Annotated in this window: 19 protein-coding genes; 7 read left to right on the forward strand and 12 right to left on the reverse strand. The window is 71.5% G+C overall.

All coding sequences use genetic code 11. The features are described 5' to 3' along the window. Positions 1–91 precede the first annotated feature (91 nt). Genes N5D62_RS14240 through N5D62_RS14250 form a run of 3 tightly spaced genes read left to right on the forward strand, consistent with a single transcriptional unit; the run spans position 92 to position 2,926 of the window. Positions 92–1,630: a histidine kinase gene (locus tag N5D62_RS14240; protein WP_279758491.1), complete on the forward strand. Its 1,539-nt coding sequence runs from the start codon at positions 92–94 to the stop codon at positions 1,628–1,630. Continuing rightward, on the forward strand, positions 1,627–2,085 hold the full coding sequence (locus tag N5D62_RS14245) for a hypothetical protein (protein ID WP_279758492.1): 459 nt from the start codon (positions 1,627–1,629) through the stop codon (positions 2,083–2,085). The genes N5D62_RS14240 and N5D62_RS14245 overlap by 4 nt, the downstream gene beginning before the upstream one ends. A gap of 16 nt (positions 2,086–2,101) precedes the next feature. After that, positions 2,102–2,926 (forward strand): LytTR family DNA-binding domain-containing protein, encoded by an 825-nt coding sequence (locus N5D62_RS14250; RefSeq protein ID WP_279758493.1) that lies wholly within the window; start codon positions 2,102–2,104, stop codon positions 2,924–2,926. 105 nt (positions 2,927–3,031) lie between these two features. Here the strand turns inward: N5D62_RS14250 and N5D62_RS14255 are convergent, their stop codons facing one another. From N5D62_RS14255 to N5D62_RS14270, 4 genes are all read right to left on the reverse strand, one after another. Next, positions 3,032–5,692, reverse strand: coding sequence for a hypothetical protein (locus N5D62_RS14255; protein WP_279758494.1), 2,661 nt, complete (start codon positions 5,690–5,692; stop codon positions 3,032–3,034). Then, positions 5,689–6,375, reverse strand: coding sequence for a lysoplasmalogenase (locus N5D62_RS14260; RefSeq protein WP_279758495.1), 687 nt, complete (start codon positions 6,373–6,375; stop codon positions 5,689–5,691). Before N5D62_RS14260 ends, N5D62_RS14255 begins: the two co-directional genes overlap by 4 nt. A gap of 110 nt (positions 6,376–6,485) precedes the next feature. Further along, the gene (locus tag N5D62_RS14265) at positions 6,486–7,169 is read right to left on the reverse strand and encodes an ImmA/IrrE family metallo-endopeptidase (RefSeq protein ID WP_279758496.1); all 684 of its coding nucleotides are present in this window, start codon (positions 7,167–7,169) and stop codon (positions 6,486–6,488) included. 124 nt (positions 7,170–7,293) lie between these two features. Beyond that, positions 7,294–9,363, reverse strand: a complete 2,070-nt coding sequence (locus N5D62_RS14270) for a UvrD-helicase domain-containing protein (protein ID WP_279758497.1) — start codon at positions 9,361–9,363, stop codon at positions 7,294–7,296. 67 nt (positions 9,364–9,430) lie between these two features. Here N5D62_RS14270 and N5D62_RS14275 point away from each other — a divergent pair, with 67 nt between their 5' ends. Continuing rightward, the gene (locus N5D62_RS14275) at positions 9,431–9,796 is read left to right on the forward strand and encodes a DUF1304 domain-containing protein (protein WP_279758498.1); all 366 of its coding nucleotides are present in this window, start codon (positions 9,431–9,433) and stop codon (positions 9,794–9,796) included. A 54-nt stretch (positions 9,797–9,850) separates the two neighbouring features. Here the strand turns inward: N5D62_RS14275 and N5D62_RS14280 are convergent, their stop codons facing one another. From N5D62_RS14280 to N5D62_RS14290, 3 genes are all read right to left on the reverse strand, one after another. Next, positions 9,851–10,681 (reverse strand): transporter substrate-binding domain-containing protein, encoded by an 831-nt coding sequence (locus N5D62_RS14280; RefSeq protein WP_279758499.1) that lies wholly within the window; start codon positions 10,679–10,681, stop codon positions 9,851–9,853. A gap of 104 nt (positions 10,682–10,785) precedes the next feature. After that, on the reverse strand, positions 10,786–11,265 hold the full coding sequence (locus N5D62_RS14285) for a hypothetical protein (RefSeq protein ID WP_279758501.1): 480 nt from the start codon (positions 11,263–11,265) through the stop codon (positions 10,786–10,788). Between the two features lie 306 nt (positions 11,266–11,571). Continuing rightward, a complete protein-coding gene (locus tag N5D62_RS14290) occupies positions 11,572–12,711 on the reverse strand; it encodes a hypothetical protein (RefSeq protein ID WP_279758502.1) in 1,140 nt (379 codons plus the stop codon). 35 nt (positions 12,712–12,746) lie between these two features. Here N5D62_RS14290 and N5D62_RS14295 point away from each other — a divergent pair, with 35 nt between their 5' ends. After that, positions 12,747–15,230 (forward strand): prolyl oligopeptidase family serine peptidase, encoded by a 2,484-nt coding sequence (locus tag N5D62_RS14295; RefSeq protein ID WP_279758503.1) that lies wholly within the window; start codon positions 12,747–12,749, stop codon positions 15,228–15,230. Positions 15,231–15,412: 182 nt separating this feature from the next. On the opposite strand, the gene N5D62_RS14300 is transcribed toward N5D62_RS14295, so the two are convergent. From N5D62_RS14300 to N5D62_RS14310, 3 genes are all read right to left on the reverse strand, one after another. Next, positions 15,413–16,300 carry a zinc metallopeptidase gene (locus N5D62_RS14300; RefSeq protein ID WP_279758504.1) on the reverse strand — a complete coding sequence of 296 codons (888 nt, stop codon included), beginning with the start codon at positions 16,298–16,300 and terminating at the stop codon, positions 15,413–15,415. 133 nt (positions 16,301–16,433) lie between these two features. Beyond that, positions 16,434–18,608 carry an ATP-binding protein gene (locus N5D62_RS14305; protein ID WP_279758505.1) on the reverse strand — a complete coding sequence of 725 codons (2,175 nt, stop codon included), beginning with the start codon at positions 18,606–18,608 and terminating at the stop codon, positions 16,434–16,436. Between the two features lie 15 nt (positions 18,609–18,623). Continuing rightward, positions 18,624–19,415, reverse strand: a complete 792-nt coding sequence (locus N5D62_RS14310) for an ABC transporter substrate-binding protein (protein WP_279758556.1) — start codon at positions 19,413–19,415, stop codon at positions 18,624–18,626. A gap of 234 nt (positions 19,416–19,649) precedes the next feature. Between N5D62_RS14310 and N5D62_RS14315 the strand changes: the two genes are divergently transcribed. Then, positions 19,650–20,267 (forward strand): helix-turn-helix domain-containing protein, encoded by a 618-nt coding sequence (locus tag N5D62_RS14315; RefSeq protein ID WP_279758506.1) that lies wholly within the window; start codon positions 19,650–19,652, stop codon positions 20,265–20,267. Between the two features lie 2 nt (positions 20,268–20,269). After that, positions 20,270–20,989, forward strand: a complete 720-nt coding sequence (locus N5D62_RS14320; RefSeq protein ID WP_279758507.1) for a response regulator — start codon at positions 20,270–20,272, stop codon at positions 20,987–20,989. A 9-nt stretch (positions 20,990–20,998) separates the two neighbouring features. Here the strand turns inward: N5D62_RS14320 and N5D62_RS14325 are convergent, their stop codons facing one another. Beyond that, the gene (locus N5D62_RS14325) at positions 20,999–23,101 is read right to left on the reverse strand and encodes a primosomal protein N' (protein ID WP_279758508.1); all 2,103 of its coding nucleotides are present in this window, start codon (positions 23,099–23,101) and stop codon (positions 20,999–21,001) included. A gap of 464 nt (positions 23,102–23,565) precedes the next feature. After that, on the reverse strand, positions 23,566–24,672 hold the full coding sequence (hemE, locus tag N5D62_RS14330) for a uroporphyrinogen decarboxylase (protein WP_279758509.1): 1,107 nt from the start codon (positions 24,670–24,672) through the stop codon (positions 23,566–23,568). Positions 24,673–24,746: the final 74 nt, after the last annotated feature.

A 24,746-nucleotide genomic window follows, 5' to 3' on the forward strand; every position in this document is an offset into this window, starting at 1 on the left:
AGTCCATCCCCCCCTCCGGACGGTGCGTCGTCCGGCTCCCTGACGGGCCAGGGGACTTGCGTACAGTGCGCCCCATACGACAGGTCCCCCCATGAACGCGCCGTCCCCCGCTTCCCCCACCCCGCGCCAGCGCTGGCAGAGCTTCCGCCAGTCCGCCGAGCAAGGCTTCCACGCCTACGGCAGCTGGCTGGTGTCGATCACCTGGAAGCGCTTCGCGCTGCTGTCGGTGATGCTGATCATCGGCGCCAACATCCTGCAGACGCTGCCGCCGTTCTCGTTCAGCTGGCAGCTGCCGGTCGAAACCACCGAGATCATCCATCCGCCCAAGGACCTGCGCCGCGACCGCGACCGTGACCGCGAGAAGGCCGACAAGGAGAAGGCGAAAGCGAAGGCCAAGGAGCAGGCCCGGGTCGAGGCGGAGAAGGCCCGGCAGGCCGACAAGGGGTCCGAGGAAGAACACGCGGACGGCGAGCATGCCGCCTCCGCCGCCAGCGGCGTCCGCGCCGATGAGCTCGAGGGCCTGCGCTACGAGGTCCAGATCGACAAGAACGGCGTGCGCATCGTGCCGCGCAAGCCGCTGGCCGCGGCCAGCGCGCCCGCCGGCGGCGCGTCCGAGGCCGAGACCACCGACACGACGCTCCCGTCGGTCGACATCCGCATCCCCAACGAGAAGCAGCGCGAGGCCGTCGGCGAGGCGGTGCGCGTGGCCGTCGACAAGGCCAAGCAGGCCCTGGAGGAGGCGGCCGAGGAAGCCCGCCAGGCCAAGGCCGACGCCGAGGAGGCGCGCGACGAGCTCGAGCAGGCCCAGCGCGAGACCTCCCGCAAGACCCGTTACCGCACCGTCCACCTGGGCGACTTCCTGGACAAGCTGGCGCTGCTGATCGTGTTCGCGTCGGCGCTGCTGAAGGCGACCTACAAGGGCCGGCTGCAGGCCGAGGTCAAGGCCGCCAAAGCCACCGAGACCGCCGAGGCCGAATCGCTGCGCCGCCAGGTCGTCGAAGCCCGCATGGCCGCGATGCAGGCGCAGGTCGAGCCCCACTTCCTGTTCAACACCCTGGCCTCGATCGACCACCTGATCGAGACCGACCCGCCGCGCGCCTCGCAGATGCAGCGCAACCTGATCGCGCTGCTGCGGGCCTCGATGCCGACGATGCGCGAGGCCAACGCCAACGGCGGCGTGCGCGACCTGGGCCGCGAGATGGCCGTGATCCGGCCCTACCTGGAGATCCTGCAGGTGCGCATGGAAGAGCGGCTGCAGACCCGCATCGAAGTGCCCGAGGGCCTGCTCTCGGCCGAGTTCCCGCCGATGATGATCCAGAGCCTGGTCGAGAACGCCATCAAGCATGGCCTGGAGCCCAAGGCCGAGGGGGGCAGCCTCGCCCTCAAGGCGGAGATCGTGCACGGCAAGCTGCAGGTCACCGTCGCCGACACCGGCCTGGGCTTCGGCCGCGCCGCGACCTCGGGCACCGGCGTCGGCCTGGCCAACATCCGCGAGCGGCTGTCGCTGCTCTACGGCAAGGCCGCCAGCCTGACCGTGGCCGAGAACGCGCCCAGCGGCACCGTCGTCACCATCACCGTCCCCTATCGGACGTCCGCCCACCACGCCCCGGAACAAGGAGCACACGCATGAAGACGCTGTTCAAGACCCTGTTGATCCTCGGCCTGGTGCTGGTGCTGGGCGCGACGCTGCTCGGCTGGGGCGTCGTCCACCTGGTCGGCGACGTGCCCGGCGTGCACCTGACCATCGACGGCGACGAGGTGATCTGGTCCGGCCTGGGCCTGGCCGACGCGTTCGGCGCCGGGCTCGGCATGATCATCGCGATCGGCGTGATGTGCCTGGTCGTGCCGCTGATCCTGCTGCTGGGCCTGGGCCTGCCGCTGCTGATCCTGGGCGCGCTGGCGCTGGCCGGCATCGCGGCGCTGCTGGGCGTGGGCGCGGTGGTGGGCTCGCCGCTGATCCTGATCGGCTTCATCGTCTGGCTGCTGGTGCGGGACAAGCCGCGCAAGTCGCGCGCCGCGGCGTCCCCCGTCGCGCCGCCCGCCCCGCTGCCCGCGGCGCCCGCCGAGCCCTCGCTGCACGCCTGACCTAACATCGCCCCTCATGAGCGACACCCCCACCGCCCCCCGCGCCGTCCTGGCCGACGATGAACGCCTGATGCGCGAGCAGCTGCGCGCCCGCATCACCGAGGTCTGGCCCGAGCTGCAGATCGTCGGCGAGGCCAAGAACGGCCTCGAGGCGGTCGAGCTGGTCAAGGAACACAAGCCCGACCTGGTCTTCCTGGACATCCGCATGCCGGGCCTGACCGGCGTCGAGGCCGCCAAGCAGATCGCGCAGCTGCCCGACGACGAGGACTGGGCGCTGCCCGAGATCGTCTTCATCACCGCCTACGACCAGTACGCGGTCGAGGCCTTCGAGCAGGGCGTCTGCGACTACGTCCTCAAGCCCGCGGAGCGCGACCGGCTGCAGGTCACCGTCGAGCGCATCAAGAAGCGCCTGGCCCAGCGCAGCGGCGAGGCCGAGCCCGACGGCCCCAGCACCGGCACGCTGCAGCAGCTGCTGCACTCGCTGACCGCGCGGGTCAATCCGGGCGGCGCGCCGAAGTATTTGCAGTGGATCCAGGCCTCGGTCGGCCAGACGATCCAGATGATCCCGGTGGAAGAGGTGCTGTTCTTCATCAGCGACGAGAAGTACACCCGGGTGCAGACGCCGACCGTCGAGGCGCTGATCCGCAAGCCGATCAAGGAGCTGGTCGAGGAACTCGATCCGCAGCTGTTCTGGCAGATCCACCGCTCGACGCTGGTCAACGTCAAGGCCATCAACGGCATCAGCCGCGACTTCCGCGGCCGCCAGCTGGTCGGCGTGCGCGGCCTCGATGAAAAGCTGGAAGTCAGCCGCTCCTACACCCACCTCTTCAAAGGCATGTAACGAGCACCCGAGGCGGGCGCCGCGCGTTGTTGCAAATCCTCGCCATAGCGCTGCTATGGCTGCGGTTTGCGCCTAGCGCGGCACCCGCCTCGGGCCCTCGTTCGTTTAGCGCAGCGGGCCCTTGAGCTTCACGCCCGCCGCCGCCATCGCGCGGCGCACCTCGGGCGCGTCCTCGAAGTCGGAATCGAGTTCCGGCAACTCCGTCTCCATGCCCAGCCCCGAGTCGTCGTCGCCCGGGCGGCGCGGTCTGCGCGACGGCGTGCGCAGGCCCAGGCCCAACGCCATCAGCGCGTAGAACAGGAAGGCGATCCGCGGCGCGTCGATGAGACTGTCGAACAGTCCGACGACGACGAACGCCGCCAACCCGCCCACCACCGCCGGCGCCAGCGGATGACGCCGGCCCGCCCCGAAGGTGCAGCGCCACAGCACCGTCACCAGCAGGCTGGTCCACAGCGCCAGCCCGAACAGGCCCTGCTCGAACAGCACGTGCGCCGGCAGGCTCTTCATGTGGAAGGGCATGTGATACCGGTCGCTGGTGAAGAACCAGCGCGCCAGGCCCTCGCTGAAATCGCCGTTGCGCAGCAGCGGGCCATGCACGCTGTCGGCGATCGACACCGACGCGATCTCCAGCACCCCGCCGCGCCAGTTCTGCGTCACCGACGCCACCAGCCGCCGCGGCGCCCACGACGGGCCGCCGAAGTCCGGCGGCGCCACGCCCAGCTTCAGCGGCAGCGTCTGCCAGGCGCCGTTCATCGGCTGGACCTCGGTCTCGCGGTCGACGCAGCGCAGCGGATAAAGCAGGAACTTCTCGCAGATCTCCACGCGCAGCCGGGTCTTGAACTGCGTGCGCAGGACCACCGTCGCCGCCACCTCCCCGGCCACCGCCGGCACCCGCTGGCTCAGCCGGAACATCTCGCCGTTGCCCACCTGGTGCAGGCCGCTGGTCAGCGTCACCGTGGGTCCGGGGAACGCCTCGGTGCCCGGCAGGCCGGAGGCCGGCAGCTCGTCGCGGGGCGCGTTCAGGTGGTAGTCGCCGACCCGTTCGTCGAAGGGCCCGCCGTTGGCGAAGCTCGCCGGGAAGCGGCCGCTGCCCTTGCCCAGCAGCCATTCGTCCATCGACTTGAGCAGGCCCAGGCCGACGCGCCAATGCTCGAGCCGGCCTTCGAAGTCCTGCTGCCCGGTCGACATCCGCTGCCCGATGTAGGCGCCGCCGCCCAGCGCCGCGACCACCGCGCAGGCGAGCAGGCAGGCCGTCCACACCAGTCCGCGCACGCGCCAGCCGGCGGTGCGCAGGTCCGCGCCGACACGCGGCGACCATTGCGTCGCGATCCAGGCGACGGCCAGCACCGCCAGCACGCTCGCGATCGGCCCGAGATCGCGGCCGCCGCCCCACTGCGCGGCGACCAGCCCGGCGCCCGCCAGCGTCGCCATCCAGACCACGGCGAGCGCGAAGGCCTGCGCCGGTTGCGTCAGCCCGCCGCGCCAGAGCCAGCCCAGGCCGAGCCCGAGCAGCACCACCGCGCCGTCGATCAGGTAGGCGCCCTTGGGCAGCAACTCGATCAGCAGCCCGCCACCGAGCGCCAGCAGCACCGCCGGCAGCGGCGACAGCATCAGCAGCGCGCGCTGCTGCCCGCGCGGCCAGGCGGCGCGCGAGGCCGGCATCGCCAGCAGCACGGCGACGCTGCCGGCCAGCGCCAGCAGCGCGCGGTACCCGCCCGCGCCGAACAGCACCCAGGCCGCGACGGCGGTGCCGCCGACCACGCCGACGGACCAGCCCAGCGGCACCGAGCCGCTGGCACCGGGGAAGACATAGGACGGCGACTCGTCGGCGCGCGGCGCGTCCAGGCCCTCGCGACGCTGCACCGCCCAGAGCAGCGCGCACAGGCCCAGGCCGGCCGGCACCGCGAGGTAGACGCCGCGCGAGAAGGTAGTCAGCGACGCGTACGACGCCAGCAGCAGCACCGCCAGCGCGGCGGCGAAGCGCAGCGGGCGGCGCTCCCGCAGCGCCCACAGCAGCGCGAACGGCAGGCTCAGCGCCAGCGCGCCGTCCAGCGACGCGCCGCCGACGTTCATCTCCCAGTACAGCGAGGTGGTCCGGTAGTCGGTCGAGAAGTCGAGCAGCCCGGTGTAGACCCAGCGCTCCCACAGCGCGCCGAGCGAGGTCAGCAGCAGCACCAGCACCCAGGCCGTGCGCGACAGGCGCTGCACCGAGGTGGGCCGCAGGTCCGACGCCTTCTGCCACAGCGGCAGCAGCAACAGCACCAGCGCGAAGCTCTTGCCGGCGCGCAGGCTGTTCATCGGCTCCTGGAAGCCTTGCCAGAAACCGAACTGCAGGCCGCCGGCGCTCTCGAAACCGCGCCACACCGCGATGCCGACCGACAGCCCGAACACCGCCATCAGCACCCGCACCGCGGCGCGCCAGCGCAGCGTGCGGTAGCGCCAGGGTACCGGCTTCACCGCCGGCACCGTCAGCGCGATCGCCGCGTAGCCGCCGGCGGCGACCGCGAGCACGAGCAGGTCCAGTTCCTCGAAAGTGATCCAGCCGGTCCAGGGCGCGAAGCCGATCACCGGCACCAGCGCCGGCAGCAGCAGCGGCAGCACGCGCCAGCCGAAGAAGGCGGCGACCGCGATCGCGGCCCACAGCGCGGTCGCGGCGACCGGCTCGACAGGATAGTGATGGGCCAGCCAGCCGCCGGCGGCGGCGCAGGCCGCGCCGATGGCCAGCGCGGCCAGGGACGAGGAGCGCCTGGGCAGGACGAACTTCATGCGCGTGGCCGTCCCAGGCTGCTGGCGATGCACCATTGCGCCGGCCAGTAGCTGGCGAGCACCCAGAAGCTGGCCATGTCCAGCGGGCCGGCGAACTTGTTGATCGCCAGCATCGCGTCCGACAGCACGAACAGCGTGCCGCCCCAGGCGGCCCAGCGCGCCAGCGGCTCGTCGGGCTGGCCGACGCTGCCGCGCCACCAGGCCCAGGCCTGCGCGGCCATCGCCGCCAGGCACACGACGTAGACCACCACCGGCGCCTGCAGCGCGGCCGGGATGTTCGGCCAGAGCCGGCCCAGCACCGCCGCGGCGATCACGCCGAACATCAGGAAGGGCCAGCGCACCGCGCCCAGCCGCTTGCGGGTGCAGAAGCCGGCGATGTAGCAGACATGCGCGACGAGGAAGCTCACCAGGCCGGGCAGGAAGCCTTGCTCGGGCCACAGCAGCGCGATGTCGCCCACCAGCGAGCACAGCAGCCCCGCGCGCAGCCAGCGCGCCAGGCGCGGCTCGGCGGCGCCGCGGCGCCAGGCGTAGGCCAGGATCAGGATCGTCGTCAGCGGCTTGAACACGAACCCCAGCGCCGGCGGCAGCTGCGCGGGCTGGGACAGCGCCAGGATGGCGACGGCGGCGCTGAGGACGGCCAGCAGGGACAGGACGGCGGTGGACTTGGCGGGGGAGGCGCTCATAGCGCCCGCATTCTGCCGGTTGCCGCTGACGCCCATCGCCCCGGACCCGGTGACATGGCAGACCTTACAGGTTCGACACGAATCGGCCGGACCGGCCTGCGCCGGGTGCCTCAGAGGTAGCCGCACTTGGTCTCCAGCGTCTGCAGCCGGGCGTGGATCGCGGCTTCGGGGACGAAGAACTTCTGCGCCAGCTTGCGGGCGCTGACCATGCCGTGATTCATCAGCCGGTAGAGAGCGAAGTCGGGCATCAGCAGTTCCAGCGCGAAGTGGTTGGCTTCCTGCTCGATGCGCCGCGGGTGCTGCATCGACAGCGTGGGCAGGGTCTCGGGCGGCACGGGGCCGTGGTCCAGCAGGTGGTGGCCCAGCGCATGGGCCAGCACCAGGCGGCGGCGCATCGGTTCCACGGCCAGGTTGAGCTCGATCACCGGGCGGTCGTCCAGCATCAGCAGCCGGCCGCGATAGGGATACATCGGCTCGTCGGGACCGCCGCGGGCGCGGACCTCGACGCCGGCGCCCTCGGCCAGGTCCCGCGCGCACACCGGCAGCGTGGCCTGGTCCCAGTGCGCGCGGCGCAGCCGGTCGGCGACCTCGTCGATCTCGCGGTGCCGCGCGGCGATCTCGGCCGGGGTCCGGAAGTCGCTGAACGGACGCGACCTGACGACAGGGGGACCCGACGGCTCGGGCCCGGACCCCTCCGAGCCGGGCGCCTCCGAAACGAACGCATCGGCACCGGACGGTTCGGGCCCGGACGGGTGGCGCGTGGGCGGGTGGGGATTGGACGGGACGGCGGACATGGACGGTCTCCTCGGCGAGGCGCTGAGGGACCGGATGCTAGGAATGCGCAAGCCGCCGGGAAATGACTCGAACCAGTAGGAAACGTTCGTCCACGCCTGGGATCCGCTGTTCGGGTGACCGGCTTCAGCGATCGTCCCGGGCGGCCTGCGCCTGCTTCTCCGCGGAGGCGGCGGCCTTGGCCGCGAACTGCTCGCGCATGCGCTTGAGCTTCTCGCGCGGGTCCTCCTTGAGGCCGCCCTCGTCGAGCTTCATTTCGGCGATGAACCGCGAGGGCACGCCGACGACGGTCTCGCGGTTCTTCTTGCGCCGGCGCAGCGTGGACACCGCCAGCGTGCGGCGCGCCCGCGTGATGCCGACGTACATCAGCCGGCGCTCCTCCTCGACGCGCGCGGGCGTGAGGTCCTCGTTGTCGGCCTTGAACGGGAGCAGGCCCTCGTTGACGCCGGCCAGCAGCACGTGCGGCCATTCCAGGCCCTTGGACGCGTGCAGCGTCGTCAGCACGACCTGGTCCTGCTCCTCCTGGCGCTCGGCCAGCGACAGGATCACGCTGATGGTCTGCGCCACGTCCAGCAGCGACTGGCGCGGGCTCTCGGTGGTGATGCCGCCGTCGGTGGTGATCTCGCCGCCGCAGCGCTTGGCGACCCAGTCGACGAAGTCCAGCACGTTGCCCCAGCGGGCCTGCGCGACCTTCTCGTTGTCCTCCTGGTCGACGAGGTACTGCTCGTAGCCGATGTCCTTGAGCCACTCCATCATCAGCGCCTTGCCCTCCTCGCCGCCGACGGCGTGGCGGGCGCGGTACTCGAGGTCGACGACGTAGCGGCCGAACTCGTGCAGCCCGTGCAGCGCCTTGCTCGACAGCGTCGCCTTGAGCGACTCGGCGAACAGCGACTCGAACATCGACAGCTTCCACTTGGCCGAGAAGTCGCTGAGGTGGCCCAGCGTCTGGTGGCCGATGCCGCGCTTGGGCGTTGTCACCGCGCGCAGGAACGCGGGGTCGTCGTCCTGGTTCACCAGCAGGCGCAGCCAGGCGCACAGGTCCTTGATCTCGGTGCGGTCGAAGAAGCTCTGGCCGCCGGAGACCTTGTAGGGGATCTCGGCGCGGCGCAGCGCCTGCTCGAAGATCCGCGCCTGGTGGTTGGCGCGGTACAGGATCGCGAAGTCGGAGAACTGCGTCGTCGGGTGGTTGGCGCGGATCGACTGGATGCGGGCGACGGCGCGCTCGGCCTCGTGCTCCTCGCCGTCGGCCTCGATCAGCACGATCGGGTCGCCTTCGCCGAACTCGCTCCACAGCGTCTTCTGGAACAGCTTCGGGTTGGAGCCGATGACGTTGTTGGCGGCGCGCAGGATCGCGCTGGTCGAGCGGTAGTTCTGCTCCAGCGGAATGATCTTGAGCTGCGGGAAGTCGACCGGCAGCTTCTTGAGGTTCTCGATCGTCGCGCCGCGCCAGCCGTAGATCGACTGGTCGTCGTCGCCGACGGCGGTGAACATCGCGCGCTCGCCGACCAGGCATTTCAGCAGCTCGTACTGGACCGCGTTGGTGTCCTGGTACTCGTCGACCAGCACGTAGCGCAGCGTCTCCTGCCACTTGCCGCGCGCTTCCTCGTTGGTCTGCAGCAGCTTGAGCGGCATGCCGATCAGGTCGTCGAAGTCGACGGCCTGGTACGCGGTCAGCCGCTCCTGGTAACGCTGCATCACCACGGCGGCGGCGCGTTCCATGTCGTCCTTGGCGTAGGCCAGCGCCTGCTGCGGGCTCAGGTTCTGGTTCTTCCACAGCGAGATCGTCCACTGCCAGGACTTGGCGGTCGCCGCGTCGGTCGTGCCGCCGGCGTCGCGCAGCACGGACAGCACGTCGTCCGAGTCCATGATCGAGAACTGCTCCTTGAGCCCGAGGTGGCGGCCGTCCTCGCGCAGGATGCGCACGCCCAGCGAGTGGAAGGTCGAGATCACCAGCTCCGACCCCGCCTTGTTGCCCACCAGGTGCCTGGCGCGCTCGCGCATTTCCTGCGACGCCTTGTTCGTGAAGGTGATCGCGGCGATGTTCTTCGGCCGGTAGCCCTCGGACATCAGCTTGGCGATCTTCTGCGTGATGACGCTGGTCTTGCCCGAGCCCGCGCCCGCGATCACCAGGCAGGGTCCCGCCAGGTGATGCACGGCCGCCAACTGGGCCGGGTTGAGCGTGGCTGCTTTGGACATGGTGGAACGTGCGGGACAGGGAACGGCAAGGGGGCCGAGGATGATAGCGGGACGTACAGTGCGAACCATGAACACCACCGCCCTCGCCGCCAACATCGTCGTCGCCCTCGTGGCGCTGATCCACGTCTACATTCTCATCCTGGAGATGTTCCTCTGGACCACGCCCAAGGGGCGCAAGGCGTTCGGGCTCACCCCCGAGTTCGCCGAGGCCAGCAAGGTGCTCGCCGCCAACCAGGGGCTCTACAACGGCTTCCTCGCCGCGGGCCTGATCTGGGGCCTCGTGATGGGCGCGGCGGGTGGACCCGTGAAGGTCTTCTTCCTGGCCTGCGTGCTGGTGGCGGGGCTGTACGGCGCGGCCACCGCGAGCCGCAAGATCCTCTACATCCAGGCGATCCCCGCGGCGATCGGCCTGGCGCTGCTGCTGTTGAGCTGAGCGCTTCCCGCGCCAGAAGCGGGCTACGACCGGCGCCGCCGGTCCGGCGCTCGCTCAGTCCGGCAGCGCGACGCCGCGCCGGGCGGCCATCTGCTGCAGCTCACCGCTGGCGCGCAGGCGCTGCATGCCGGCGTCGATCAGCGCGGCCCAGGGCTCGCCGGCCGGATCCCGGCTGAACGCGAAATGGCCCTTGAGCTGCGCGAACGGCGGCGCGCACAGCGTCACCTGGTCGCCCATGCCGAGCTCCTGGATCACCGGTTCCGAATTGCGCTGGTTGGCCGCGATCAGGTCCAGCCGGCCCAGCTGCAGCATCCGCAGCGCGGTCGCGAGGTCGCGCACGGCGGTCACGTTCAGCGCGGCGCGCGCCTGCTCGAAGCGCTCGCCGTAGACCCAGCCCTGCACCGAGCCGATCCGCAGCGGCTGCAGCGCCTGGAAGTCGCCCCACCACAGCCCTTCCTCGCGACGGCGCGCGTAGAAGACCAGCGCGTCCTCGTAGAAGGCCTGGCGGGAGAAACGCATCACCCGCTCGCGCTCCGGCGTCCGGTACGGGCCGACGAGGATCTGCGCGGGGCCGTGCTCGATCATCGATTGCGCCCGCAGCCAGGGATAGAACTCGTAGCGCGGCTGGTGGCCGGCGGGCAGCAGGATCGCGTCGAGCAGGTCGACCGCCAGCCCGCGCGGCCGGCCGCCGTCGGTGGCGGGCTCGAACAGCCGGGCGAAGGTGGTGCCGGCGATCAGCACCTGCGCCGAGCGCGGCCGGCCCGGGCCGGCGGGCGAGCCGCCGAGTGCGGGCAGCGCCACCGCGCGGCCCGTCGCGCCGAGCGTCGTCGCGCCCAGCGCGCCCCACGCGGCATGTCGAAGCAGATGGCGGCGAAGGGCGTTCATGTGAGCGTCGATGATAGGCGCGGGCCCCTCGCGCTGGCAGCCCCGCGACGCGGGGTTGCGCGCCCGCCCCGACCGCGGCGCGCGGTCCGACGCGCGGTCCGATGTCAGTAGCCGCGGGTCGCGGCGGCGAGTTCCTCGGGCATCAGCGCGCCGGGGATGAAGACGGGCTCGCGGATCGGGTCGCGGCCGATGTCCTCGGCATAGGACCCATGGACGCCGAAGGCGGCGGTGAGCACCGCGTGGACCTGCGCCATCGTCTCGTACGGCGGCGACGAGCCGCCGGCGAAGAACACCTTGGGATCGCCGACGCCCAGGCCGCAGAGGCCGTAGAGCCGCTCGCCGACGCGGGCGCAGAACTGGTCGGTGATCTGCCGGCCGATCAGCGACGGCAGGCGGACCAGGTAGTCGCCGGTCACCGCGTCCACGGCCCAGCGCACCGGCAACCGGATCCAGTGCGCGTTCTTGGCGTCGATGCAGCTGTCGAGGACGCCGCGCAGCCACGGCGAGCATTCGGGATCGGTGACCGCGTCCCGCCAGCAGGACCGCCAGTCCGTGACCGACATCGGCCGGATTTGGAAACTCACGCACTTCTCCTCGCGCCGCCCTCATGGCGGCAGACAAGGATCGTAGGCAGAGGCCCCCGGCCCGGACAATTCGCCTCCATCGGCCTGCGCGTGACTCGTCGAGGTCGATCGGCGCCGCGAAGTTGTCGATTCGCCAGGGTGTTTCTCGGGCCCCTCCGCCGACCTGCGTGAGGGAACTAGCTCATCGAGGCCGGTCCGCGACCGATGGCCGCGGCGGTGCGTCCGTCTCGCACCTGCGGGGCATGGCGACGCGCGGCGGCGCCTGGGCTCGCGCCGACCGCGGCGGATGCCAGCGAAGTCGGGCGTTCAGTTCGAACGCAGCAGCAGCCAGGCGACGAGCGCCGCCAGCGCCAGCACCAGCGCGAGGCCGGCCAACCGTTCCGCCAGCGGCGTGCCGGGCGCGGGGACGCGCTCGTCGGCGTCGGCCTCCAGCGGCGGGGGCGGCGGCAGCAGGGGCATCGGCGCCGAGGCCGGTCCCTGCGCGCCCGCGGCCGCGCCGGGCCGCGCGGGCGCCGGCGGTTCGACCTCGATCCAGTCGCGCACCGCCTGCGCGAGCAGCTCGCGGTCGGTGAACGAGCGGCCGTCCATCATGGCCCGGTCGAGCAACTGGTCCAGGCTCTCGCGCTGCGCCGCCGTCAGCGACAGCCACGATTGCAGCGAGGCCACCGGCGTCGCGCCGGGCTCGGGCGCCTCGTCGACCGCGTCCTCCGCCGCGTCGCGGCGCGGCAGGCGGCCGTTGACCAGCAGGCCCAGCAGGCGGCCGAGCGCGTGGGTCTCGCTGTTGGCGTCGGGGCGGCCGCCGGCGCGCTGGCGCGCGTTGGCCAGCGGCTCGGCGGCGCGGACCAGCGCGGCGGGCGCCTGGCTGTCGCGGGGCGCGAGGCCCTGGCCCAGCCAGTGCAGCTGCTGGGCGGGGCTCAGCCACAGCGTGCCGGGATCGAGCTCATGCAGCACCAGGCCCTGCGCGTGCGCGGCGTCCAGCATCTCGACCAGGTCCAGGAGCAGCTGCATGCGCCGCTTCAGCGGCAGCGCCATCGCCACGCGCAGCAGCGGCGCGCCTTCCATCGCCGGCACGATCAGGTAGGGCAATCCGACCGGGCTGAGGCCGCTGTCCAGCGGCGCGCCGTAGGTCGGGTGCTGGAAACGCGCAAGCGCTTCCGAGTCCTCGGCGAAGCGCATCAGCACCGCCTGCGCATCCGCCTCGTGCCGGTAGACCAGCGCGAGCCCGACCTGCGCGGCCGCCTTGCCGTGCTCGACGCGGAACCAGAAGCCGGAAGCGCATTCGAACAGCTCGGCGGCGACGCGCCAGACGCCCAGCCGCTCGCCCACGGCGGGCAGCGTCGGCACGGCGCGGCCCGGCCCGCCGCCGCCCGCGGCGCCGTCATGCGCGGCGAGCGGGTCGTGCGGCGCCCGGAAGTCAGACGCGTGCGGGGCGGGCGGCTCGATCATGGGCGCGAATCCTAGCGCAGCGATACTTCGGCCCCATGTCCTCGCGCGTCCCCTCCGTCGGCCAGAGCCGCCCGCCCGTCGCCGCCCGCGCGGCGCTTGCCGCCGCCGCGGCGGTCACGCTGCTGGGGGCGCTGACGGCAGCCCCCGCGCCGGCACGAGCGACGCCGTCGCCGTACAAGCAGCCGTCCGCGGCGATCCGCGAGCTGCTGGACGCCCCCGCCCTGCCCCGGCTGCTGCCGTCGCCGGACCGGCAGTCGCTGGCGCTGGTCGAGCAGCGCCGCTACACGCCGCTCGAGGAACTCGCCCGGCCGGGCCTGCGCCTGGCCGGCGCCCGCTTCGATCCGCGCAACGCCAGCCAGCAGAACCTGGTCGCGGTGCAGCGCGTGCGGCTGCGCTCGCTGCTCGAGCCGGAGGCGACCGAACGCGAGGTCGAGCTGCCGGCCGGCGGCACCTGGCACAACTTCGTCTGGGCACCGGACGGGCAACGCTTCCTGCTGTCGCGGCGCACGGACACGGCCGACGAGCTGTGGGCCGGCGCGGCGTCCAACGGCCAACTCTGGCGCATCTACAACGTGCGGCTCAACAACGCCGTCGATGCCGACGACATCGCGTGGCTCAACCCGCGCGAGGCGATCGTGCTGACGGTGCCCGACGGGCGCGGCCCGGCGCCCAGCCGCCACCAGGCGGGCCCGTCGATCCAGGAGACGCATGGCAAGGCGTCGCCGGAACGGACCTATCCGGACCTGCTGCGCAACCCGCGCGACGAGGACCTGTTCGAGTACTACGCGCGCTCGCAGCTGACGCTGATCGACATCGCCAGCGGCCAGAGCAAGGACATCGGCACGCCGGGGCTGTTCACCAGCGTGACCAGCGTCGGCAATGGCCAGGCGCTGCTCACCGAGCGGCTGGCGCGCCCCTTCAGCTACAACCTGACCTTCGACGACTTCCCGACCGTGGTCGAGGTGCGCCAGCGCGACGGCAAGGTGATCCGCGAGCTGGCGAAGATGCCGCTCAAGCAGGGCGTGGCGATCGACGGCGCGCTGCCGGGACCGCGGGTGTTCTATCCGTCGCCGACGAAGGACGCGTCGATCTACTGGGTCGAGGCGCTGGACGGCGGCAATCCGGCGACGCGCGCGGCGTTCCGCGATCGCGTGATGCGACTGGATCCGCCCTACACCGGCGAGCCCTTCGAGGTGCAGCGCATGCCCTACCGCTTCACCCGGCTGCGTTTCCTCGACGACGGCGTGCACGGTCTGCTGACCGAGGAGGACCGCTCGCGCGGCTGGACGCGGACCTACCTGCTGCCGCTGCGCGGCACGCAGAGCCGGCCGTTGTTCGAGCACTCGGTGCGCGAGCGCTACCGGCATCCGGGCTTCCCGTTCATGCGGACGCTGCCCAACGGGCACCAGGTGGCGCAGACGCTCAATGGGGACCTGCTGCTGTCGGGCCAGGGCGCGAGCCCGAAGGGGGACCGACCGTTCCTGGACAAGCTGTCGCTGAAGGACCTGAGCGTGCAGCGGCTGTTTCAGTCGGCGGAGGGGGTCTACGAGGCGCCGGTGGCGCTGCTGGAGGATCGGCGGCTGGTGACGCAGCGCGAGACGGAGCACGAGCCGCCGAACCTGGTGCTGCGCGAGAACGGCAAGGCGACGCCGCTGACGCGGATCAAGGACCCGACGCCGCAGCTCAAGGCGGTGCGCCGGGAGCTGGTGACGTTCAAGCGGGCCGACGGCGTGGAGATGTCGTTCTGGATGTACCTGCCGCCGGACCAGCGGGAGGGTGAGAAGCGGCCGGCGCTGGTGTGGGCGTATCCGCTGGAGTTCAACGATGCGGCGATCGCCGGGCAGTTGAGCGGGTCGCCGGGCCGGTACATGAGTTTCTCGGGCATCAGCGCGTTGAATTTGCTGATGGATGGGTATGTGGTGCTGATGGACGCGACGATGCCGGTGGTGGGGGACTCGCGGAACATGAACGACAGTTTCGTCGAGCAGATCACGGCGAATGCGCGGGCGATCGTGGACAAGGCGGAGGAGTTGGGCACGGTGGATCCGAGGCGGATCGCGATTGGCGGTCACAGCTACGGGGCCTTCATGGCGGTGAACCTGATGGCGCACACGAAGCTTTTCCGATGCGGCATTGCCCGCAGTGGTGCCTACAACCGCACGCTGACGCCGTTTGGATTCCAGAGCGAGCGTCGTTCCCTCTGGGATGCGAAGGATGTCTACCTGAAGCTGTCCCCTTTCCTCTTCGCGAACCAGATCAAGGATCCGTTGTTGTTGATTCATGGCGAGGCCGACAACAACTCGGGCACGTTCCCGATGCAAAGCGAGCGCCTGTACCAGGCCATGGCGGGCCTGGGCGGCACTGCCCGCTATGTGTTGTTGCCTTTCGAGGCCCACGGCTACACCTCCCGCGAGTCCTCGGGCCAGGTGCAATGGGAGATGAGCCAGTGGTTGAAGGGATGCGTGGGCGACCCTCGTGCCGAGGCCAAGCCTCGCCAGCCTGCCGGCTCCTCGCCGTGAGGGAGCCTCTCGGGCCGTCGATTGGCCGGGGCCGCCGGCGATGCCGAAGCCTTCAATGACTGACCAGGCGCGTTCTGTCTGAGGGTAGCGAGCCGAAGGTGAGCGGCCCGAGTTGAGCGCCGGGGCTTCGGCGTCGCCGGCGGCCCCGGTCAATTGACGGCTTGCTCGTTGAAGGCGGGGATTCAGAGCGGTTTCGCCGAGAACGTATCGCAGTCTCTCAGGTCTCCTTGGGCCATCCCCCGCTTGAACCATCGTTGACGCTGTTCCGAGGTGCCGTGGGTGAAGCTTTCCGGCACGACGCCGCGCCCTGCGTTGCGTTGGAGGGTGTCGTCGCCGATCTGGGCGGCGGCATTGAGGGCTTCCTCGATATCGCCGGCTTCCAGCCAGCCCTTGCCTTGTTGCGAGTGATGCGCCCAGACCCCGGCGAAGCAATCGGCCTGGAGTTCAACGCGCACGCTGGTCGCGTTGGCCGCTTGTTCGGATTGACGACGGCGAGCCGCGTCGACCTTCTCGGTGATGCCGAGGAGGTGCTGAACGTGGTGGCCGACTTCGTGCGCGATGACGTAGGCCTGGGCGAAGTCGCCGGGTGCGCCGAGGCGCTCCCGGAGGGTTTGATAGAAGCTGAGGTCGATGTAGACCTTGCTGTCGCCGGGGCAATAGAAGGGTCCCATGGCGGATTGACCCATGCCGCAGGCGGTGGGTTCGCGGCCTTCGAAGAGTCGGAGCTTGGGGGCTTGGTAGGTTTTGCCGCCGGCTTGGAAGAGCTTGGTCCAGACGTCTTCGGTGTCGGCGAGGACGACGCTGACGAACTTGGCGGGGGTGTCCTGCGGGTGGGTGGGGGCGACGTCGCGTTGTTGCGGGTTGCCGGTCTGGACGGTGGAGCCGTCGAGCACGCCGAGGACGGTGAGCGGGTTGATGCCGAAGGCCCAGGAGGCGAGCAGCGCGATGACGATGCCGCCGATGCCGATGCCGCGTCCGCCGAGCATCGGCAGGCCGCCGCCGCCTCCTCCGCCGCCACCGCCGCGTGCATCCTCGACGTTGTCGCTCTCGCGCTGACCTTCCCACTTCATGGTGTGCTCCTTTGGCAGCCGGGAGTCCGGCTCGAACATCCGCTGAGCATGGCACAGCGCGCGTGACGGTGGTGTCGGACGGCGCCGCGCGTGCGCGTGTTCCCCCACGATCGAGGGACAGGAAGGCGGCGCGTCAGTCGGCCGCCTGGGCCTCGCCGTCCATGTCGGCGGCGGGGAGGATCAGGTGGAATTCGGCGCCGCCGCCCTCGCGGTTGGCCGCATAGAGGCGGCCGCCATGCATCTCGACGATCCGGCGGCTGATCGGCAGGCCGAGTCCCGTCCCGCCGGAGCCGTCCTTGGTCGCGGTCGATTGGACGAAGGGGTCGAAGATGCGTTCGAGCTCGTCGACCGGGATGCCGGGACCGCGATCGGCCACGCGCAGATGCAGCGTCCCGTCGGACACGCGATCGCCGATCAGCTCGATGGTGCCGCCCTGCGGCGCGAACTTGATCGCGTTGGCCAGCACGTTGCGCACCGCCTGCTGGATGCGCAGCGGATCCAGGCGCGCCGGCATCGACGCGGGCAACTCGGCGCTGACCATCAGCTGGCGCTTGGCGATCAGCGGCGCGAGCTCGCGCAACACCGCGCTGACCGGCTCGCGGAGGTCCTGCATCCGGAGTTCCAGCGCGCCGACGGTGCTCTCGAGCTTGGAAGCGTCCAGCAGGTCGTTGACCAGCGCCAGCATCCGCTGCCCCGAGCCGTGGATGTCGGCGAACATCGCCTGCAGCCGTTCCTGCCCGCCGCTGCGCGCGATGCCGAGTTCCGAGAAGCCGAGGATGGACTGCAGCGGCGTGCGCAGCTCGTGGCTGATGTTGGCGAGGAATTCGGTCTTGGTGCGCGAGGCTTCCTCCGCCGCGTCTCGCGCCTGGCGGGTCAGGCGCTCGGCGGCGGCGCGTTCGGTGATGTCGACGGCGCTGCCGGCGTAGCCGAGCAACTCGCCATCGCGGCGCAGCGGCACCGTCGCGATCTGGTAGCGACGCGGCGCGCCCTCGCCGTTGCGGATCGTGGCCTCGACGCTGCGCACGCCCTCGTCGCCATCGAACAGGCCGGCCACCGCCTCGCGATCCGCGGGTTCCGCGAGGTCCGCGAGGCGGCGCCCCACCGCCTCGTCCGGCCGGCCGCGATGCAGCGTCGTCCAACGTGCGTTCACGAAGGTCAGCGTCCCCGCCGGATTGGTCCGGAAGATCACTTCCTGGACGCTCTTGAGCAGCACGCGCATGTCGCGCTCGCGATCGGCGAGCTGCTCGTGCGCGCCTTCCAGCGCCTCCATCGCCTCGGCCCGCGCCTGCAGGCTGCGCCGCACCGTCGCGGTGGCCAGCGCGATCACCGCGAGCGCCAGCGCGCCGATCAACAGCAGCCAGCGCAGCCCGGCATGCCAGCGCGCGAGCACTTCCTCCATCGACTGCTCGACGCCGACGATCAGCGGCCGCCGCTGCGCCGCGCGGTAGGCCACGATCACCTCGCCGGGCAAGGCGCCCGCGCCGATGTAGGTGCCATGCTCGCGCCCGCGACGCAGCGCGTCGAAGGCGGGATGGCCGTCCAGCCGCTGCCCGGGCAGTTGATGCAGGGACTCCATCGCGGCGAGCAACTGGCCGTCGGTCGAGGCCAGCCAGGCGGCGCTGTGCCCCGTGGGCAGCGCGCGTTGCTGGACCTGCGTCAGCGCATCCGGATTGATCAGCGCCAGCAGCCAGCGCGGCTCCTTGTCGCGCGTGCCAGGCGCCGTGCCGGCCGGCGCGGACGGGGCACTCGCCGGCGCGTCCGGCGGCAAGGGCAGTTGCAGCAGCAGCGGCAGCATGCCGACCGGCGATCCCCGCGCCCCGCGCCCCTTCGCCAGGTCCGCCAGCCCGCGCCCGGATTGGAGCGGCATCAGCAGGTCGCGATCGGGCCCGGGCAGCCGGCCGAAGTCGTCGAGCGACACCTCCAGCCCGACCTCGTCGCGATCGGTGCTGATCAGCACCCGGCCGCGCATGTCGAGCAGCGAGACGCTGCGGATGAACGGCAGCCCCACCAGCACGTGGCTGAAATGGTCGCCGAGGTGCAGCACCTCGTCCTCGTCGTCGACCGAGCGCATCAGCCCGTCCCCGATCGCATGCAGCGACAGCGAGGCGGTCTCGATCGTGCGGCTCGCGTCGCTCTCCAGCACCTGCGCCAGCAGCGCGCCGCGGGTGCGGGCCTCGTCGATCGCCTCCTGGCGGCCGACCCAGGCCGGACCGATCAGCCCGGCCAGCGTCCCCGCCGCCACGGCGATGCCCGCCCACAGCGCGGCGCGGCGCAGGCGCTGGAGGGACCGGACGGCGGGACCGAGCATCGTGGCGGCTCCGCGTCAGGGCACGACGATCGCGCCGAGGCCGTGGCGCTCGGCGGCGGCGCGCAACCGGCCGTCGCGCTTGATCCGCGCGACGAAGTCGTCCAGCCGCGCCAGCCAGGCGGTGTCGCCGCGCTTGACCGCGTAGGCGTACGGCAGGATGTGGAAGGGCCGCGGCGGCGCGATCAGCTGCGCCCAGTCGGCGTTGTCGAGCAGCCGGCGGCTGTAGGGGTAGTCGGTCATGAAGACATCGGCGCGGCCGGACTCGAGTTCGCGCTCGCGCGTCGCCGGCGGTTCCACCACCCGCAGCCGCGCGCGCTTGAGCGCGTCGCGCATCACCGGCTCCATGAAGGTCCCAGCTTGCACCGCCACCACGACGCCGGGCTGGTCGATGTCCTCCCAGCGCTTGACCACGCGGCTGGCGCGGCTGGCGATCGCGTAGATGTCGCTCTGCAGGTAAGGCTGCGTGAAGGCGAGCGTCGCGCGCCGCTGCGGCAGCACGGCCACCGCGAACATCGCCACGTCGCAGCGCTCCGATTCCAGGTCCGCGGTCAGCCGCTGGAACGAGGACTCGACATACCGCAGCCGCGCGCCCAGGTCCTTGGCGAGTTCGTTGGACAGGTCGATGTCCAGGCCGCTCAGCGTCTCGTCGCGCGGGTGGCGGTAGGTGATGCCGTAGTACTCGGGCCAGATGCAGACCCGCAGCACGCCGGACGACGCGACGCGGCGCAGCACCGACCCGTCCGGGGCGGACGCCGGGCCGGCCGGGGCGCCGCGCACGGGCAGCGCGAGCGACGCCGCGACGGCCATGGCGGCTGCCGCGGCCCAGGCGCCAGGTCCGCTGTTTCGCTTCGTCATCACGTCTCCTCGCACCCGGATTGCACCAGAGTTCCCCCGCCCGATCGCGAGGGAAGCCCCGATCCCCAAACGAAGTCACATCGAATATCAGTTTTATCGCTTATAAGTGGGGATATTGCCCACCTAAACATTTAGGAAATTCGGCAAAATCGACTTATGACAGCCATTGCCCGGACCCCTGACGATATGCAAGAGGACTTCAGCACGCGCGAAGTCGCGCAGCGCCTCGGCATGGCGGTCCGCTCGGTGCAGCTGATGGTCGACCGCGGCGAGTTGCAGGCGTGGCGCACGCCCGGCGGCCACCGCCGGATCCTGCGCAGTTCGCTCGACGCCTGGCTGACCGGCCGGGGCCTCGCGCCGACCAAGCCCGCCGACCTGGCGCCCGCCGACGGCGCGCCGCAGCGGCTGAAGGCGCCGCTGATCGAGGACTCCGTTCATTACCAGAACCTGGTCATGCTGCTCGCGCAGCAGGAGTTCCCCGACCTGGACCTGCACACCGCCAACGACGGCATCGGCGGCCTGGTGATGTACGGGCAGCTGCAGCCGGAAATCCTGCTGGTCGACATCCTGCTGCCCGGCATCGACGGCGCGGCGCTGGTGACCAGCCTGCGCTCGCAGCCGCAGTTCGCCAGCAGCGAACTCATCTTCGTCACCGCGCTCGACGAGCAGCAACGCGCGCCGTATGCCTTCGCGCTCGCCGGCCTGCCGCTGGTGCACAAGCCGCGCCTCGTGACCGACCTGCCGCCGCTGCTCGGCGCCGCCGTCCAGCGCATTCGCGCCCGTCAGCCGCAATTCGCCGGCTGAGCATGGCGGCCCGCGTCCGGGTCCTCCTGGTGGAGGACGATCCGACCCTGCAACGTTTCGTCGCCATGGCCCTGGAGGACGACGAGGTGCGCCTGCAGGCGTGCATCTCCGTCGACGAGGCGCTGCTGGCGCTGGCGACGCAGAGCTTCGACCTCGTCATCAGCGACCTGATGCTGCCGGGCCGCCATGGCCTGGACCTGCTGCAGACGCTCAAGCAGCGGCCGCAACTGCGCGGCCACGCCCGGCTGGCCGTGTTCAGCGCGGGGCTCAATCCGGCGGTGCGCGAGCAGCTCGAGGCGCTGGGCGTCACCCGCTTCCTGTCCAAGCCGTGCTCGCTGGCGGACCTGCAGTCCTGCCTGGACGGCCTGAGCGGCGCATCGGCGGCCAGCGCGATGCCGTCGATCCACCAGGCCGCGATCGAGCAGTACTTCGGCGGCAACGCCGCGCTGTACCAGGCCTTCCTGGCGCGCTGCCGGGTGCAGTTCCCGCTCGACATCGCCGCCGGCCGCGTCGCCTGCGAGCAAGGGGAGCACGTCAAGCTGCGGCACCTCGCGCACAGCCTCAAGAGCGTGCTGCTGACGCTGGGCCATGCCGAGGCCGCGGGCGTCGCGCGACAGCTGGAACAGGACGCGCAACTGGCGGCCGCGGGCTCGGAAGACGCCCTGGCGGCGGTGCGCGCCGCCTGGCCGGTGCTGGAGGACGCGCTCGCGCAGTTGCTCTGACGCGCCGCGTCAGATCGCCAGCGGATCCACGTCGACCGCCCAGCGCGTCAGGCCCTTCTGGCGCCGCTTGAGCGCATGCAGCTCCGGCAGCCAGGCGCGCAGGAAGCGCTGCAGCTGCGCGCGGCTGCCGGCCTCGATCAGCATCTGGAAGCGCTCGGTGTCGGCGATCCGCGCCACCGCCATCGGCACAGGCGGATACAGCATCAAGCCGAGCGACAACGGCAGCGCCTGCGCCGCCTCCTGCGCCGCGACCAGGAAATCGCGCGCCGCCTCGACGGTCCGGCCTTCCGAGCGCACCAGCGCCAGGTGCGCGAACGGCGGCAGGTTGGCCGACATCCGCTCATGCAGCTGGTTCGCGGCGAAGGCCTCGTAGTCGTGCCCGCGCAGCGACTGGTACAGCGCGTGCTCGGGATACCAGGTCTGCACCCACATCTCGCTCGCGGCCGCCTGCGCCGCGTCGCGCCCCGCGCGGCCGCCGGCCTGCATCAGCAGCGAGAACAGCCGTTCCGGCGCGCGGAAGTCGCTGCTGAACAGCGCGCCGTCCGGGTTCACCGCCGCCACCAGCGTGATGCGCCGGAAGTCGTGGCCCTTGGCCACCATCTGCGTGCCCACGAGGATGTCCACCTCGCCCTCGTGCACCGCCGCGAGCTGCTCTTCCAGGCTGCCCTTGAGCCGCGTGGTGTCGGCGTCGATGCGCGCCACCCGCGCGCCCGGCAGCGCCTGCGCGAGCTGCTCCTCCAGCCGCTCGGTGCCGCGGCCCAGCGGCGCGATGTCCGGGTTGCCGCAGGACGGGCAGGCGCGCGGCACCCGCGTCGTCACGCCGCAGTGGTGGCAGCGCAGCGTGCGGTCCTCCTTGTGGAAGACCTGGTGCGCGCTGCAATGCGGGCAGTCGCTCTTCCAGTTGCACTGGTCGCAGTGCAGAACCGGCGCGTAGCCGCGACGGTTCAGGAACACGAGGCTCTGCTCGCCGCGCTCGAGCCGCTTGCGCAGCGCGTCGACCAGCGGCGTCGACAAGGCCGTCGTCACGCCCTTCTTGCGCTCGAGCCGGTTCATGTCGAACAGCCGCACCTGCGGGAGCGCGCCGCCGCCGATGCGCTCGGTCAGGTCGATGCGGCGATAGCGGCCGCCGAGCGCGTGCTGCCAGCTCTCCAGCGACGGCGTCGCCGAGCCGAGCACCACCGGCACCTTCTCCAGGTGGCCGCGATAGACGGCGAGGTCGCGGGCCGAGTAACGCGCGCCGTCCTGCTGCTTGTAGGAGGGGTCGTGTTCCTCGTCGACGACGATCAGCCCGAGCCGCGGCATCGACGCGAACACCGCCAGCCGCGTGCCCAGCACCAGCTGCGCGCGGCCCAGGTGGGCGGCGAGCCAGTGGCGCAGCCGCTGCGCCGGCGTCAGCGCGCTGTGCAGCGAGACGATCGAATGGCCGGCGAAGCGCTCGGCGAAGCGCGCCTCGAGCTGCGGCGTCAGGTTGATCTCGGGCACCAGCACCAGCACCTGCTGGCCGCGCTCGAGCGCCGCTTCGGCGGCGCGCAGGTAGATCTCGGTCTTGCCGCTGCCGGTGAGGCCCCACAGCAGCGCGGGCGGCGGCGCGGCGCGGCCGGCCAGCTCGAGGATCGCGTCCAGCGCCGATTGCTGCTGCGCGGTCAACGCGGGGCGGACGGCGTCCGCGGGCGGCGCCTCGGCGGCGGCCTTCGCGGCCTCGGCATCGGCCTTGTCGAGCTTCTTCAGCCGCGCCTGCAGCTGCTTGGCGTCGAGGTCGCGGAGCTGCGGCGGCAGCACCGCCAGGGCGAGCTCGCCGACGCTGCGCTGGTAGTAGCCGGCCGCGAAGTCCAGCAGGCGGCGCCAGCGGTGGGACAGCGGCGGCAGCGCGTCGAGCGCCTCGCCGACGGCGCGCAGCTCGGACTCGGGCAGGCGGTCGGCGTCGGGCAAGTCCTGGCCCTCGGCGGGGTCATCCCAGACCAGTCCCATCACGTCGCGGCGTCCCAGCGTCACATGAACGAGGGTCCCCGGGGTCAAGTCTTGCGGCCCGAGGTAGTCGAGCGGCCCGGTCAACCCGCTGTGTTGGGGGGCCTCCACGGCCACCCGCACGCGACGCAACGGCAGCTCGCTCATCTGGCGAGGCGCCCGGACCCGCGGGCAGCGAGTGGTGCTGGGGCCGGAATAGGGCTTGGGGTTCCCGGAGGGAGGCCCCATGCCCTGTGGCGTGCCCGCGCTGGACCTCTCGCATGCACGAACCGCGCGGCCTCCCCCCCCTCAAGGAACCATGAGGAAAGCGCGCCAAGTGCCTGATTTCCAAGGGTGTTCACAACGGGGTCGAAAGCCTGTGGATAACTTTGTGGGAAACGGCCCGGGTTTTCCGCCCCGGCCGGGATTGCCGCCCGGAGCGCCTCGCGGCGTCAAATTTCGCGGACCGCGTGAGCTTCCTTTGAAATCAACGACTTAGCCGCCCATCGGGGAAAGCCCTAGCCCGGGCCGCGCGCATGTGCTGCGTTTTGGTGACATGCACGAATTTGGGGATAACTGAAGCGCCGGGTTCATGCCAGGGACCGCGGCGCGACCCCTTTCGGCCGGCTGATTCAGGTGGGTTTCGACGCGCCGGCGGCGCGCAGCGCGCGCGAGTGCCGATGCACCTCGTCGACGAGTTCGGCCACGCTCTCCGGCGGCGTGAACTGGCTGATGCCGTGGCCCAGGTTGAACACGTGGCCGCCCCAGCCGCCATCGGCGCGCTGCGGGGGACCGAAGCTGTCGAGCACCCGGCGCGCCTGCTCGCGCACGGCGGCCGGCGGCGCGAACAGCACGTTCGGATCGAGGTTGCCTTGCAGCGCGACGCGGTCCTGCAACTGCGCGCGCGCGCGGCCGAGGTTCATCGTCCAGTCCAGGCCGACGACGTCGGCGCCGGCGCCGGAGATCTCGTCCAGCCACAGCCCGCCGCCCTTGGTGAACAGCAGCTTGGGGATGCGGCGGCCGTCGTGCTCGCCCTTCACCTGCGCGAGCACGCGGCGCGAGTAGGCCAGGCTGAATTGCTGGAACTGGCCGTCGGCCAGCACGCCGCCCCAGGAGTCGAAGACCATCACCGCCTGCGCGCCGGCCTCGATCTGCGCGTTCAGGTAGGCGGCCACCGCGTCGGCGTTGATCTCGAGGATGCGGTGCATCAGGTCCGGACGCGCGTACATCAGGCTCTTGACGTGGCGGTAGTCGTCGGAGCCGCCGCCCTCGACCATGTAGCAGGCCAGCGTCCACGGGCTGCCCGAGAAGCCGATCAGCGGCACGCGGCCGTTCAGCGCGCGACGGATCGAGGACACGGCGTCGAAGACGTAGCGCAGCTTGTCGAGGTCGGGCACGGCCAGCGCGTTCACCGCGGCCTCGTCGCGGACGACCTTCTCGAACTTCGGGCCCTCGCCCTGCGCGAACGACAGGCCCAGCCCCATCGCGTCGGGCACCGTCAGGATGTCGCTGAACAGGATGGCGGCGTCCAGCGGGTAGCGCTCCAGCGGCTGCAGCGTGACCTCGGTGGCGTAGTCGGTGTTGGTGGCCAGGCCCATGAAGCTACCGGCCTTGGCGCGGGTGTCGCGGTACTCCGGCAGGTAGCGGCCGGCCTGGCGCATCAGCCAGACGGGGGTGTATTCCGTGGGTTGGCGCAGGCAGGCGCGGAGGAAGACGTCGTTCTGAAGGGGGGCGCTCATGGGAGGGCGATTATCCTCGGGCCCATGCCCTTGAAATCCCGCGCCTGGCACGCGATATGCCAGCGCACCAGGAG

This window comes from Mitsuaria sp. GD03876 (assembly GCF_029840635.1).
GTDB lineage: Bacteria > Pseudomonadota > Gammaproteobacteria > Burkholderiales > Burkholderiaceae_C > Roseateles.